At 57.0% G+C, this 14,402-nt stretch carries 11 protein-coding genes; 4 read left to right on the forward strand and 7 right to left on the reverse strand.

Features of this window, described 5'->3' with window-relative positions; all coding sequences use genetic code 11:
* Positions 1–62 precede the first annotated feature (62 nt).
* From mtnN to MUU46_RS07930, 3 genes are read left to right on the forward strand one after another with little or no spacing between them, the layout of a single operon-like run.
* Entirely contained in the window at positions 63–761 is a 699-nt protein-coding gene (gene mtnN, locus MUU46_RS07920) for a 5'-methylthioadenosine/S-adenosylhomocysteine nucleosidase (RefSeq protein ID WP_159761173.1), read from the forward strand.
* The gene (gene btuF / locus MUU46_RS07925; protein ID WP_159761171.1) at positions 754–1,554 is read left to right on the forward strand and encodes a vitamin B12 ABC transporter substrate-binding protein BtuF; all 801 of its coding nucleotides are present in this window, start codon (positions 754–756) and stop codon (positions 1,552–1,554) included. The genes mtnN and btuF overlap by 8 nt, the downstream gene beginning before the upstream one ends.
* A 14-nt stretch (positions 1,555–1,568) precedes the next feature.
* On the forward strand, positions 1,569–2,192 hold the full coding sequence (locus MUU46_RS07930) for a TRIC cation channel family protein (protein ID WP_159761169.1): 624 nt from the start codon (positions 1,569–1,571) through the stop codon (positions 2,190–2,192).
* Positions 2,193–2,241: 49 nt separating this feature from the next.
* Here MUU46_RS07930 and erpA read toward each other — a convergent pair whose 3' ends face one another.
* Both erpA and clcA read right to left on the reverse strand, forming a co-directional pair.
* Positions 2,242–2,586 (reverse strand): iron-sulfur cluster insertion protein ErpA, encoded by a 345-nt coding sequence (gene erpA, locus MUU46_RS07935; RefSeq protein WP_110510828.1) that lies wholly within the window; start codon positions 2,584–2,586, stop codon positions 2,242–2,244.
* Between the two features lie 77 nt (positions 2,587–2,663).
* Complete coding sequence (clcA, locus tag MUU46_RS07940) at positions 2,664–4,091, reverse strand: H(+)/Cl(-) exchange transporter ClcA (RefSeq protein ID WP_159761167.1); 1,428 nt, start codon at positions 4,089–4,091, stop codon at positions 2,664–2,666.
* Positions 4,092–4,269: 178 nt separating this feature from the next.
* On the opposite strand from clcA, the gene hemL reads away from it, so the two are divergent.
* Positions 4,270–5,550, forward strand: a complete 1,281-nt coding sequence (gene hemL, locus MUU46_RS07945; RefSeq protein WP_159761165.1) for a glutamate-1-semialdehyde 2,1-aminomutase — start codon at positions 4,270–4,272, stop codon at positions 5,548–5,550.
* An 87-nt stretch (positions 5,551–5,637) separates the two neighbouring features.
* Here the strand turns inward: hemL and fhuB are convergent, their stop codons facing one another.
* The 5 genes from fhuB to mrcB form a co-directional block, all read right to left on the reverse strand.
* Positions 5,638–7,620 (reverse strand): Fe(3+)-hydroxamate ABC transporter permease FhuB, encoded by a 1,983-nt coding sequence (gene fhuB / locus MUU46_RS07950; protein WP_159761163.1) that lies wholly within the window; start codon positions 7,618–7,620, stop codon positions 5,638–5,640.
* Positions 7,617–8,507 carry a Fe(3+)-hydroxamate ABC transporter substrate-binding protein FhuD gene (fhuD, locus tag MUU46_RS07955; protein WP_258965251.1) on the reverse strand — a complete coding sequence of 297 codons (891 nt, stop codon included), beginning with the start codon at positions 8,505–8,507 and terminating at the stop codon, positions 7,617–7,619. The genes fhuB and fhuD overlap by 4 nt, the downstream gene beginning before the upstream one ends.
* Positions 8,507–9,304: a Fe3+-hydroxamate ABC transporter ATP-binding protein FhuC gene (gene fhuC, locus MUU46_RS07960; protein WP_159761159.1), complete on the reverse strand. Its 798-nt coding sequence runs from the start codon at positions 9,302–9,304 to the stop codon at positions 8,507–8,509. The genes fhuD and fhuC overlap by 1 nt, the downstream gene beginning before the upstream one ends.
* Before the next feature lie 49 nt (positions 9,305–9,353).
* Positions 9,354–11,561 (reverse strand): ferrichrome porin FhuA, encoded by a 2,208-nt coding sequence (gene fhuA, locus MUU46_RS07965; protein WP_159761157.1) that lies wholly within the window; start codon positions 11,559–11,561, stop codon positions 9,354–9,356.
* Positions 11,562–11,849: 288 nt separating this feature from the next.
* Complete coding sequence (mrcB, locus tag MUU46_RS07970; RefSeq protein WP_258965252.1) at positions 11,850–14,393, reverse strand: bifunctional glycosyl transferase/transpeptidase; 2,544 nt, start codon at positions 14,391–14,393, stop codon at positions 11,850–11,852.
* Between the last annotated feature and the right edge of the window lie 9 nt (positions 14,394–14,402).

The following is a 14,402-nucleotide window of genomic DNA, read 5'->3' on the forward strand; positions in this document are numbered from 1 at the left end:
TCCGGAAATGCGTGCTCCATGATAAACTATGCCTTTAAACCCATCACATCGCGAGTAAATCTATGAAAATCGGCATTATTGGTGCAATGGAAGAAGAAGTGACGCTGCTGCGTGACAAAATCCAAAACCGTCAGACTATCACCATCGGCGGGAGCGAAATTTACACCGGCCAGCTGAATGGTATTGACGTTGCCCTGCTGAAATCTGGGATCGGCAAAGTGGCTGCCGCGATGGGTGCCGCCCTGCTGATCGAACGCTGCAAACCTGACGTCATCATTAACACCGGTTCCGCAGGCGGCCTGGCCCCTACGCTGAAAGTGGGCGATATCGTCGTCTCCGATGAAGCGCGCTATCACGATGCCGACGTCACCGCTTTTGGTTATGAGTACGGCCAGCTACCAGGCTGCCCGGCAGGCTTCGCGGCTGATGCGAAACTGATTGAAGCAGCAGAAAATTGCATCAAACAGCTTAGCCTCAACGCCGTACGTGGGCTTATCGTCAGCGGCGATGCGTTCATTAATGGTTCCGTAAGCCTGGCGAAAATCCGCCACAACTTCCCGCAGGCGGTTGCCGTGGAAATGGAAGCCACCGCTATCGCACACGTTTGTCATAACTTCGGTGTGCCGTTCGTTGTTGTTCGCGCCATTTCTGACGTCGCCGATCAGCAGTCGCACCTGAGCTTTGATGAGTTCCTCGCCGTCGCCGCTAAACAGTCGACCCTGATGGTCGAAACGCTGGTCCAGAACCTGGCGAATGCGTAACGGCCTGACATCGGGCCTTTTCGCCCTGCTGTTGACCTTTCCGGCGTGGCTGATAGCCGCGCCGAGGGTGGTCACGCTTTCCCCTGCCAATACTGAACTGGCTTTCGCGGCGGGTATTACCCCGGTGGGCGTGAGCAGCTTTTCTGATTATCCTCCGCAAGCATCCGATATCGAACAAATCGCCAGCTGGCAAGGGATGAATCTGGAACGCATCGTGGCACTCAAGCCCGATATAGTGCTGGCCTGGCGCGGCGGCAATGCTGAGCGACAGGTAAATCAGCTGAGCGCGTTGGGTATTAAAGTGGTGTGGGTAGACACCGGCAGCGTGGAGCACATCGCTGATGCATTGCAGCAATTGGCGGCCTGGAGTCCAGTGCCCGAACAGGCGAAACAGGCAGCGCAGTCGTTGCGCCATGAATTCGCCGCGCTAAAGCAAGAATATGCTCACCGCCCGAAAAAAACGGTATTCCTGCAATTTGGCACTAATCCGTTATTTACCAGCAATAAAAACTCGATTCAGAACGAAGTGATTGAGGCCTGCGGAGGAGCGAATATTTTTGCCACCAGCCGCGTTCCGTGGCCGCAGGTTAGCCGCGAACAGGTGCTCGCCCGGCAGCCTCAGCTGATTATCACCGCCGGAAGCGACACTGAAGTGACAAAAATTCAGCAGTACTGGGGTCGTCAGCTAAAAATTCCGGTAATTCCCGTAAACAGCGACTGGTTTGAACGGGCCTCCCCGCGTATTATCCTCGCCGCGAAACAACTCTGCACCGCAATGGCGCAGGTCAATTAACGGGAAACGCATCAATGCTTGTCTATTGGCTGGATATTGTGGGTACTGCTGTATTTGCCATTTCCGGGGTTCTGCTGGCCGGTAAGCTGCGTATGGACCCATTTGGCGTGCTGGTGCTCGGCGTGGTGACAGCGGTGGGCGGCGGTACGATCCGCGATATGGCGCTGGCTCACGGCCCGGTATTCTGGGTAAAAGATCCCACCGATTTGGTGGTGGCAATGGTCACCAGCATGTTGACCATTTTGCTGGTGCGTCAGCCGCGTCGCCTGCCGAAATGGATATTTCCGGTGCTGGATGCAGTCGGCCTCGCGGTGTTTGTCGGTATCGGCGTGAACAAAGCGTTTATTGCCGGAGCCGGCCCGCTGGTCGCTATCTGCATGGGCGTGATAACAGGCGTCGGCGGCGGGATTATCCGTGACGTACTGGCACGCGAAGTGCCGATGATCCTGCGGACTGAAATCTACGCAACCGCCTGTATTCTGGGTGGGATCGTGCACGCTACCGCGTATTTCACCTTCGGAATACCGCTGGAAAACGCGGCCATGCTCGGCATGTTGGTGACGCTCGGGATTCGCCTGGCGGCGATTCACTGGCACCTGAAACTTCCGACCTTCGCCTTAGACGATAATTCCAGATAGCAAAAAGCCGTGTCGATGACACGGCTTTTTTGTTTCAGCGTTCCAGAAATTATACGCTGAAGGAGGAACCACACCCGCAGGTGCTTTTGGCATTCGGGTTGGTCACGATGAAACGCGAGCCTTCCAGACCTTCGGTGTAATCCACCGAACCGCCTACCAGATATTGCAGGCTCATCGGGTCAACGACCAGGCCGACGCCTTCTTTCTCAATGGTCATATCACCATCGTTAATCTGATCGTCAAAAGTGAAGCCGTACTGGAACCCGCTGCAACCACCACCGGTGATATAGACGCGCAGTTTCAGGTTCGGATTCTCTTCATCCGCAATCAGGTTTTTTACTTTGCTGGCGGCCGCATCAGTAAACTGTAGGGGCAGCGCTACGTCATCACTCATTTCACACTCCGGTTAATTCGCACTGGCTAAAGTATCGCCAGGTCTTTTGCTCATTATCCAATACCTGACTAAATCGTTCAAGTATTCTCCCCGACGGCCTGTTTTTCTTTCGCCTCTTTCTCTGCTTTTTCGGCTTCCTGCTTCGCAAGAGTACGGGTCAGGATCGAGGAGTACAGCGGTTTGCCGCCCAGGAACTGGGCTAATAGTGTTGCGCCAAGACAGGTAATAATCATTGGCAAAATGAGCTGATAGTTGTCTGTCATTTCCAGAACTAACACGATACCGGTCAGCGGCGCACGCACAGATGCCGCGAACAGCGCGCCCATGCCAGCGATGGCAAAGGTGCCAGGTTCCAGATGATAGGCCGGGAACCACGCCGTTGCCGCCATACCAAATGCGGTTCCGAGCAGCGTGCCGAGTGCGAGCATCGGGGCAAAAATGCCGCCCGGTGCACCCGACGAGAAGCACAGCAGCGTCGTCACGACACGCGCAATAAAGATAAACATCAGCAGGCCGACGGTGTAATGCCCCGCCGCCGCGATAGGAATGAGGTTGAAGCCGCCGCCTGCCGCTTCCGGCTCAATCAGCCCGAGCACGCCGCAGATACCACCGAGTAGGCCGCCAATCAGCACCCATTTCTTGATATCGCCGCCGTGGATACGCTGGAACAGATCCTGGGTACGCAGCACCAGGTGATTAAACAGCGGCCCGACGCAGCCGAAAATCATCCCCAAAACCAGATACAGCCACAGGGTGTTTACTGGCGCATTCGCGAGTTTCCCAACCTCAATGACGGCGGTTTCACCGTTGAAGATGCGGAACACCACGCTGGACATGATAACGCCGATGAAAACGGCCTTGATCGAAATCAGGTTGTAGCGGAACTGCGGGCGCATCTCTTCGATGATAAAGAGAATGCCCGCCAGGGGAGCATTGAACGCCGCGGCCAGACCTGCCGCCGCACCGGTTGCCAGCAGCGAGTGACGCGCTTCTGCAGTACGCAAACGGAAGATATCCAGCACCATGCGACCAATATTGCCGCCGAGCTGCACCGTCGGGCCTTCACGTCCGAGCACCATTCCGGCCCCCAGCGTGCCCATACCGCCGATAAATTTCACCGGAATGACGCGCCACCAGCGGACCGGACGCAATTCTTCAAGCGCGCCTTCGATTTCAGGAATGCCAGAACCGCCCGCTTCCGGCGCGAAACGACGCACCAGGATATAGCCGACCATTGCCAGCAGCCCGGAAAGAATAAAGGCCAGCGGCCAGACTAAAAACCAGTGATCCGCCACCTGCGCCAGCGTGCCAATGCGCACGTTCTGCACCCAGTTAACGGCTTTTTCAAACGCGACGCCCACCAGGCCGGCTAAGGTGCCAACCAGTGCGGCCATCAACAGGATAGCTAACGGTGTTTTATCCCTGCGAACTAAACGGCGCACCGCATCCCCGCGGCGCAATCGAACGATTTGCTGTGATTCAAAAGAGGGAGTTTCTGCTTTCATGCCATTATCATTAATTGGTAGGACAAATTGCAGACTGCATTGTAACCACCCTATAGCGGTACGTCGCGTTAAAATTCCTTCATTATTACATTGTTTCAATTGGGCAAAACTTTCATAACCTTCCGGGAATAAATTAGAATAGCCCGCTAACACGCTTTCTACGAACCAGGAACCTCGAATGAGCAAATCTGAGAATCTCTACAGTGCGGCCCGCGAACTGATCCCCGGCGGCGTCAACTCGCCGGTGCGCGCCTTTACCGGCGTCGGCGGTACCCCACTGTTTGTCGAACGTGCCGACGGCGCGTATCTGTATGATGTGGATGGTAAAGCCTACATTGACTACGTCGGTTCCTGGGGCCCGATGGTGCTCGGCCACAACCACCCGGCCATTCGGAACGCGGTGATTGAAGCGGCATCACGCGGATTGAGCTTCGGCGCGCCGACCGAAATGGAAGTGAAAATGGCGGCGCTGGTGACCGAACTGGTCCCGACCATGGACATGGTGCGTATGGTGAACTCCGGTACCGAAGCGACCATGAGCGCCATCCGTCTGGCTCGCGGCTTTACTGGGCGTGACAAAATCATCAAATTCGAAGGCTGCTATCACGGACACGCCGATTGCCTGCTGGTGAAAGCCGGCTCCGGCGCGTTGACCCTCGGCCAACCAAATTCTCCGGGCGTGCCGGCGGATTTTGCCAAACACACGCTGACCTGCACCTATAACGATCTGGCGTCCGTACGTGAAGCGTTCGAGCAATATCCACAGGATATCGCCTGCATCATCGTCGAACCTGTTGCAGGTAACATGAACTGCATTCCACCGCAGCCAGACTTCCTGCCGGGTCTGCGCGCGCTGTGTGACGAATTTGGCGCGCTGTTCATTATCGATGAAGTGATGACTGGTTTCCGGGTTGCACTGGCAGGCGCTCAGGATTACTACGATGTGGTTCCTGACCTGACCTGTCTGGGAAAAATCATTGGTGGCGGAATGCCTGTCGGTGCCTTTGGTGGCCGTCGCGAAGTGATGGACGCACTGGCGCCAACCGGTCCGGTTTACCAGGCGGGAACGCTGTCCGGTAACCCGATTGCGATGGCCGCCGGTTATGCCTGTCTGACTGAAGTCGCCCAGCCGGGTATTCATGAAACCCTGACCAGCCTGACCAACCAGTTAGCGCAGGGCCTGCTGCGTGCAGCGCGTGATACAGGGATCCCACTGGTCGTGAATAATGTGGGCGGGATGTTCGGCATCTTCTTCACTGATGCAAAAACCGTAACCTGCTATCAGGATGTGGTGAAATGCGATGTGGAACGCTTCAAGAAATTCTTCCATCTGATGCTGGAAGAAGGCGTTTATCTGGCGCCATCAGCGTTCGAAGCGGGCTTTATGTCCGTGGCGCATACCGAGCAGGATATCAACAACACCATCGACGCGGCGCGTAAGGTGTTTGCGAAGCTTTGATAGGTTGATATTGCCCGGTGGCGCTACGCTTACCGAGCCTACAACTCTTCGGATGAGTAGGCCGGCAAGCTTGCGCCCCGGGCATGTTTACCGGCTCTGCTTCCTCAGCAGATAAATAAAGTACGGCGCGCCGATAAACGTAGACAGCAGCCCGGCCGGGATTTGGTACGGGAACAGCACCATCCGTCCACACCAGTCAGCAATAACCAACATAATCCCCCCCACTAATGCCGACAGAATCATGTGCGGCATCGTTCTGCGAAAGCCCATCATCCGCGCGATATGCGGCGCCATAAGACCAATAAAGCTCAGTGGACCAATGGTCATCGTCGCCGTCGCCGTCAGGCTGGCGGCTAACAGCAGCAGCGCCACGCGCGTCGGCGTCAGCGCCATGCCCACCGCGCGGGCAGTGTCACCCCCGAGCGGCAGTATCGTCAGCCAGCGCCGACACAGCGGCGTCAGCGCAAGCAACACAATCATCACCAGTCCGGTGTGCAGCACCTGCTCGTACGACGCGTTATAAGTAGAACCGGAAATCCAGGTGAGGATCTGCGCCATGCGCGGATCGCCGCTCGCCTGCAACATCATCAGCAGCATCGTAAACGCGGTACTGAGCGCCATCCCGGCCAGCAGCATTCGGTGCGGAGAGAATCCACCCCGGCCTGAGGCAATCAGAATAATCATCAGTGTCACCGCCGCGCCCAGACTGCCAGCCGGCAGCAGCCAGCCAAAGGCATTACCCGGCACGAAGAACAGCATCAACACCACGCCAAACGCAGCACCGGAGGAAATACCCAGCACTTCCGGGCTCGCCATCGGGTTGCCGGTCAGGCGTTGAATAATACAACCCGCAACCGCCAGCATGATCCCGGCAATCAGCGCCGCCAGAATTCGCGGCGCACGCCACTCCATCAGTGCATTCAGTAAATCGCCCGTCGCCCAGTGCCAGCTCTGCGCATCACGCCCGAGCGACAGCGCAGCCAGCATACCAATCAGCAGCACACCACAACCGGCCAACGCCCACACCCGTACCCGCTGGCGTTCAGTCGCCACGCGATCGCCCACGTCCATCGCCGGAGCGCTAATGCTACGCAGGCGCGGCAGGAGCCACAGCAGCAGCGGTGCGCCAATCAGCGCAGTGACGGAGCCGGTAGACACTTCCATCCACACCTGTGAAAGCCACAAAATCAGCTGATCAGAAAGCCAGAGGATCAGCGCCCCAATCAGCGGAGCCAGTATCAGGCGCGAAAGCAAACGTCGCGCGCCGAGCATTTTCGCCAGCAGCGGCGCAAACAGGCCGATGAAGCCGATAATGCCCACTGCATTAACCAGCAGCGCACTGATAACGATCGCCAGTGTCAGCGCCCCGAGACGTGCCAGAGACAGTGCCAGGCCCAAATTACGCGCAACGCCGTCGTCGAGCCCCATCAGGGTTAACGGGCGCAGCAGCAGAAGTGTGAGCATCACGCCGCCGAGCAGCTGCGGCCAAAGTTGCTGCACCACGCTCCAGTCGGTTTGCGTCAACGTGCCGGTACTCCACAGGAACATGCTTTGCAGCTGGTCGTGGTGAAAAATAACCAAAAGCTGATTCACCGCGCCGCAGTACATGCTCACCACCAGCCCGGCGAGGATCAGTGTCACCGGCGACAAACGCTTGCCCCAGGAGACGCCAAATACCAGCGCACCAACCACACAGGCCCCCGCCAGTGCCGCAAACTGCGTTGAGAATGCGCCCGGAATAGCCCACAGCGTGGTGATCGTGATGCCGAGCTGTGCCCCGGTGGCGACGCCGAGCGTCGTCGGTTCGGCCAGCGGATTACGTAAAACTTGTTGAAACAGAACGCCGACCAGCCCCAGCCCGGCCCCAACGAGCAGCGAGATAACCACGCGCGGCAGCAAACTGTAGTGGAACAGCATCTGCCGGATGCTATCGACGTTCGGCTGCCACAGCGCTTCCCGCCACTGTCCACGTGGCAGCGCCACGTTAAAGTTGTGCCAGCTCAGCCACGCCGAGGCGATAAACAGCACGAAGAGAATGAATGCCGGGAAACGCGCGATGCGCTGGCTCATGCCTTGCCTCCCAACGCGTTATCGAGAATACGGATAAAATTCATCACCGACAGCGTCGCACCGTAGAACCACACGGCAGGCACTCGCTGGAAGCGCTGCTGACGCACAAACGGCATCGCCTGCCACAGCGGCGTGGCCATCAGTTTTTGCATGTCGGTTTCGTTGCCGTGATCGAAACAGATAACGTCCACGTCCTTGAACTCGCCCAATCGGTCGATACCGACCACCTCACTCCCCCAGAAGTTGGTTTCGCCCTGCCAGGCATTCACTATCCCGTACTCATCCAGGATTTGCTGGAACAGGCAGTTCGAACCGAAGGCCAGCACATGACGGGCATCGAGCAGCGTTACCATCAGCAGCGGCCGTCCGCCGCACGCGGAAAAACGCGGTTTATGCTGCGCCACAAATTGATCGAAATGGTTGAGATGCGCGTGAGCCTGGTTTTCCATGCCCAGCAACTGGCCCATTTCCACAAGCGACTTACGGGCATTTGCCAGCGGATGTTTACCGTCGCTGAAATTGAAACCACGGCCCGGTGCGATACGTGCCAGTTTTTCTGGCGACGGACCATAACCTGCCGACCACATCATGTACGACGGTTTCATTTCGGTCAGCAGTTCGAGATTAGGTTCGGTACGCAAGCCAACGTCAATCACCGATGCAGGCAGCGCCGGTTCGTTAACCCACAGGTTGTAATTGGGAATGTCGGCCACGCCGTACGGCGTTACGCCCAGCGCCAGCAGCAGTTCTACCGGCAGCCATTCGAGGGCCACGATGCGCTGCGGATCCACCGCCGCAGCGTGCGCGCTTTTCATCTGCCAGAGCAGCGGAGACAGCGCCATAGCCGTCAATAAACGACGACGGCTTATCGAGAGGGAATCATTCATCAATAAACAAAGCTTACCGGGGCAGCACCCGCCGGATGCGGCAGGATCCCCATCGGAATTCCGTAAATTTTTTCCAGTGTTTCGCCACGCATCAGCGTTTCCGGCGTGCCCTGGGCAATCATTTCACCACCGCGCAACGCCACCAGATAGTCGCAGTAGCGCGCCGCCATGTTGATGTCATGCAGCACCGCAATCACCGTCAGGCCGCGTTGCTGACTGAGACGATGCACCAACGCCAGGACATCGACCTGATGAGCAATATCCAGCGCCGAGGTCGGTTCATCCAGCAGTAGACAACGGCTGTCCTGCGCCACCAGCATCGCAATCCACGCGCGCTGGCGTTCGCCGCCGGAAAGACTGTCCACCAGACGATGGGCCAACGGTTTCAATCCAACCAACGAAATCGCTTCTTCTACTTTCTCGCGGTCCGCTGCACCAAATCGCCCCAACGCACCGTGCCATGGATAGCGGCCAATCGCCACCAGCTCGCGTACCGTCATCCCTTCTGCCTGCGGTAACTGCTGGGGCAGATAGGCCACCTTGCGCGCAAACGCTTTACTGTTCCAGCTTTCCAGCGGTTGTCCATCCAGCAGGATATCGCCTTCTGACGGCGGCTGGTGACGACCCAACATTTTTAACAGCGTGGATTTACCTGAACCGTTATGACCGATAAGGCCGGTCACTTTTCCAGGCGGGAAGGTCAGTGAAAGCGGGTGCAGCAGCGTACGGCCTGGCACACGAAAGGTGACATCGTTCATAGCGAACGTGGTGTCGGTCTGAGTTGTGGTGTCCTGCATAACGGCCAACTTGTCAAAAGGGCACGGCGAACCGTGCCCAAAGAGGAGATTAGAAACGGAAGGTGGCTGTCGCCACAACCTGACGCTCCGCGCCCCAGTAGCACGCGTATTCACTGTAGCAGCTGGAGACGTATTCACGATCGAACAGGTTGGTGACATTCACACCCACCGACGATCCCGGCAGACCAAAGCGTGCCAGATCGTATTTCACGGTAGCGTCCATCAGCGCATAGCCTGCCACGTTGAACGATTCATACGCCTTAGGCGAGTTCGCTGAGTAGTAGCTGACGGTGTTACCGATGTAACGTCCGCCCGCACCGATCGTCAGACCACTGAGCGCGGTTTCGTGGAAGGTGTAATCCGCCCACAGAGAAGCCATGTTACGTGGGATCTCCGCCGGACGCTTACCTTCATACCAGGTATCTTCGGTGTATTTCGCATCGGTGAAAGTGTAAGACGCTGTCAGGTTGACGTTGGCATTCACCGCCGCCTTCGCTTCCAGCTCTACGCCACGGGAGCGAATTTCGCCGCCCTGGACGCTAAATCCGCTGCTCGGCGCGCTCGGGTCTGCCGTCAGGTTGCCATCTTTGGTCAGCTGATACACTGCCGCCGTCACCACCACTGGCATATCTTTCGGTACGTACTTCACACCCGCTTCGTACTGCTTGCCGTTAGACGGATTGAACGGTTTACCGCCCATCGTCGCCCCGGAGATCGGCTCGAAAGATTCGCTGTAGCTGAAGTATGGGGAAATACCGTTGTCGAACAGATAGTTCAGGCCACCGCGCCAGGTGAACTGGTGATCGTTAACTTCCGCAGTGGTGTTTGACGAACGGGTAAGGGTTGACGTTTTCGCGAAGTCGTAGCGACCGCCCAGCGTCAGCACCCACTTATCCCATTCGGCCTGATCCTGCACGTACAAACCGGTCTGTTCCTGACGGTTCAGCACCGCATACGGGAAGAACACGTTGACGTTCGGGTTACCGTGTTGCGGATTACTCATGCTGATCGGATCGGCTGAACCATAGTCAGCGTCGATATCATTGCGCATACGCATATAGTCCACGCCAGTCAACAGCGTGTGATCCACGGCACCGGTAGCAAATTTGGACTGCAGCTGGTTATCCACGGTGAAGCTGTTCATGTTTTCATCTGAACGCACGTACGCGCGGCTGATCTGGCCCGGCGCAATGTAGCCGTTGCCATAAACAGAGCGATACAGGGTGTTCACCTGGGCGTAGCGCAGGTTCTGGCGCACGGTGAAGGTGTCGTTGAATTCATGCGAGAAGCTGTAGCCCACCATCTTCTGACGGCGCGCCATTTTGTTATCCGATTCCCCTTCGTTGAAGTCCGTCGGCAGTTTATGCGCTTTACCGTTGGCATCGTAGTACGGCACCACGGTTCCTTCGCGCGGCAACCAGCCGTAGTAACCCGCATTTGGGTCGCTCTGGAAGTTGCTCAGGAAGGTGAAGTCGGTTTTATCATCCGGACGCCAGCTGAAAGATGGCGCAATCGCGTAACGGGTGGATTTCACCATTTCCTGCTGTGCGTTCTGGCTGCTGCCCAAACCGGTCAGGCGGTAAGACCACACGCCGTCGTCATCAATTGCATCGCTGAAGTCAAAACCGGTCTGCCACAGGTTGTCAGTGCCCATTTTGAACTGAATTTCTTTTAACGGCTCAGTGGTCGGACGCTTGCTGACCATGCTGACGATACCGCCTGGGTTACTTTTTCCGTACAGAACGGAAACCGGACCGCGCATCACTTCCACACGCTCCAGAAAATACGGGTCCATCGACATTTCAGAGTAGTTATCACCCTGAAGCTTCATGCCGTCGAGGTACTGGTTAGTATTGACCGTGGACGAGGTGGTGAAACCGCGAATAGACACCACATCATAGGTCGTCGAGCTGCCACGCGTTGCAAAGACGCCTGGCGTATAGGCCAGCGCTTCTTTCACCGTGGCCGGTTGTTTCATGTCCATTTCTTCACGCGTCACCACTGAAATCGACTGCGGGGTCTTTTCAATCGGGGTGTCGGTTTTCGTGGCGGTGGCGGAATGTTTGGCTGCGACGGTAGCCGCTGGGCCCCACGCGCTTTCCTGTGCGGCTGGTGCGGCCGTCACGGTAATGGTTTCTTCTTTAGGTTGTGTCGCTGCCTGTGCGTTGACAGACATGCCGCTAACCGCTGTGGCTACTACCAATGCGAGCTTGCGCAGTGAGGTATTCATTGGCTGAGCAGTGTTGAGACGCGCCATGATTGTTCTCTGATAATATTGAGTGAATGATAACGTAAACGAGAATTATTATTATGCCCGCAGAATAATAGGCGAAACGCGGAAGTCATAGCAAGCGGAATACGTCCCTACCAGAATTGAGGGTTTAAAAAATAACCTGATGGTAAGTGGGGAGTTAAAGGAAGGTTAAAAAATGCCCCTCACCCCGGTCCTCTCCCCCAATGAGCGAGGGGGGGAACCGGCCTGTCCTTTCAACCGGACAGTCCCCTCTCCCTTGTGGGGAGAGGGTTAGGGTGAGGGGGAACAGTCTTAGTTGCCGCCGAACATATCTTTAATCCAGCCCGCTACGCCATCGCCTTTTTCCTGCTTCGCTGGCTGCTGTTGCTGTTGCTGCTGCTGAGGCTGCTGTTGCTGTGGCTGCTGCTGGCCGCCGAACGGATTTGCGTCCTGCTGTTGCTGTTGCATCGCCTGGCTCTGCTGACACAGCTGATCCGGATTGGTCGTCCAGACCGGCAGCTGACGCATACCAGCCCCATCACAGATAAAGTTGCCGTTGTCGTCGACGCTCATATTGACGATATCTTCCGGTGGCGTCAGATCCAGTGGGATCGGCGACTCGTTGGACAGATAACGCTGATAAATGGACATCGCACCACTGGCCCCGTACAGCTTAGTCGGCTGGTTGTTATCACGGCCAACCCAGGTGATCACCACTTCACGTCCGTCGATGCCCGCAAACCAGGTGTCGACGTTATTGTTGGTGGTCCCGGTTTTACCCGCCAGATGCAGATTCGGATACTTCGCGCCAAGCTGACGACCTGTACCGCGCTGCACAACCTGCTGCATGGTCCACAACGTCATGTAGGCCGCCTGTGCCGGAACGGCACGTTCAGCCTGCGGATAGCTCTGGTACAGCACGGTGCCATCTTCCGCAATGACCGAACGCAGCGCGGAAAGCGTCGCACGGTTACCGCCGCTGGAGATAGTCTGGAATGCCTGTGCCACTTCGATTGGCGTCAGGTTCAGGGCGCCAAGAATCATCGCCGGAACCGCACTAAGCTGATCCTTCGGCACGCCGAGTTTTTGCCAGGTATCGGTGATCGCCGGCAATCCCAGCGCCATCCCGAGGTTCACCGTCGGTACGTTCATCGAACGCGTCAGCGCATCCACTAACATCACCTGACCGCTAAAGCGCTTATCATCGTTCTGCGGGGACCAGGTCTGGCCGTTCGAAAGATGAATCGTGACCGGCGCATCGGCAATCCAGGTGTTCAGACGATAGGTATTCGCCTGACTCAGCGCGGTCAGATAGGTCGCCGGTTTTGCCAGAGAACCAATCGAACGACGCGCCTGCATCGCACGGTTATAACCCGCATACTGCGGCTCTGCACCACCGACCATCGCCCGCACTTCGCCGGTCATACGGTCGACAATTACCATCGCGGTTTCGAGGTCGCTCAGCTTACGCTGTTTCTTCAGGACCGGAATGCCTTCGGTCGCCGCTTTTTCTGCCGCATCCTGCGCCACGGAATCGAAGGTGGTAAAGATTTTCACACCGGAAAGATCTTTCACCTTGTCACCGAGCTTCGCCTGCAGCTCCTGACGCACCATCTGCATAAACGCTGGCTGTGGAGAAATCACCCCACCGCGCGGCTGCACGCCCAACGGACGCGCGCTGAGCATGTCGTACAGCTCCTGATCGATAACCTTCTGCTGTTGCAGCAGGCGCAGGACCAGGTTACGACGTTCCAGTGCGAGTTTCGGGTTACGCCACGGGTTGTAGATAGACGCCCCTTTCACCATGCCCACCAGCAGCGCCTGCTGGTCGAGGCTCAGTTCTTCCACCGGGCGGCCAAAGTAGTACAGGCTTGCCAGCGGGAAACCGCGGATTTCGTTGTCGCCACTCTGACCGAGGTACACCTCGTTCATATACAGCTCAAGGATCCTGTCTTTGCTGTAACGGGCATCCATGATCAGCGCCATGTACGCTTCGTTGGCTTTACGCCAGTAGGAGCGTTCGCTGGAGAGGAACAGGTTTTTCACCAGCTGTTGAGTCAGGGTACTTGCGCCCTGCACCGTTCGGCCCGCCGTCAGGTTCGCCAGTACCGCACGCCCCATCGAGTAGAAGCTAATGCCGTCATGCTCGTAGAAATGACGGTCTTCGGTCGCAATCAGCGTGTCGATCAGCAAGTCCGGGAAACCACTGCGCGGCACAAACAGGCGCTGCTCGCCGTTAGGCGATGACATCATGGTTATCAGGCGCGGATCGAGACGGAAGAAACCGAACTGACGGTTGTTATCCATGTTAGTGATGGAATCCAGATGATCGCCATCAAAGGTCAGACGCGCGCGCACCTGCCCTTCTTTACTGTCCGGGAAATCAAACGGACGACGGATCATCTCGATGCTGTTGGACTGCACGGTAAACTCGCCCGGACGGGTCATCGCCGTCACCTGGCGGTACTGCGTGGCCGTCAGCAGTCGCACCATCTCATTCTTGCTGACGGGCATATCCGGTTCGAGGTTAACCATACGGCCATAGACCGCCGCTGGCAGCTGCCACACTTTACCGTCGATTCGTGCACGGATTTTCTGATCCAGATAGACGCCATAAATGGCCATCAACACCGCAAAAACGATGCCTAATTTGACCAGTAGCCAGAACCAGCCGTATTTGCGACGGGGCTTCTTGCCTTTACCTTTTCCATTGCGCGGCATCGGTTCGTCATCCTCATCTTCGTAATCATCATCGTCGTACTCTTCGTCCCTGAGACGACGACGGCTAACCTTCTGCTTAGCCGGACGTGCAGGCTTGCCTTTACGTCCAATCGGCTCGCGGTCATTCCCCGCCATACTTTTTCT

It is taken from the genome of Scandinavium tedordense, assembly GCF_024764965.1.
Classification (GTDB): Bacteria; Pseudomonadota; Gammaproteobacteria; order Enterobacterales; family Enterobacteriaceae; genus Scandinavium; species Scandinavium tedordense.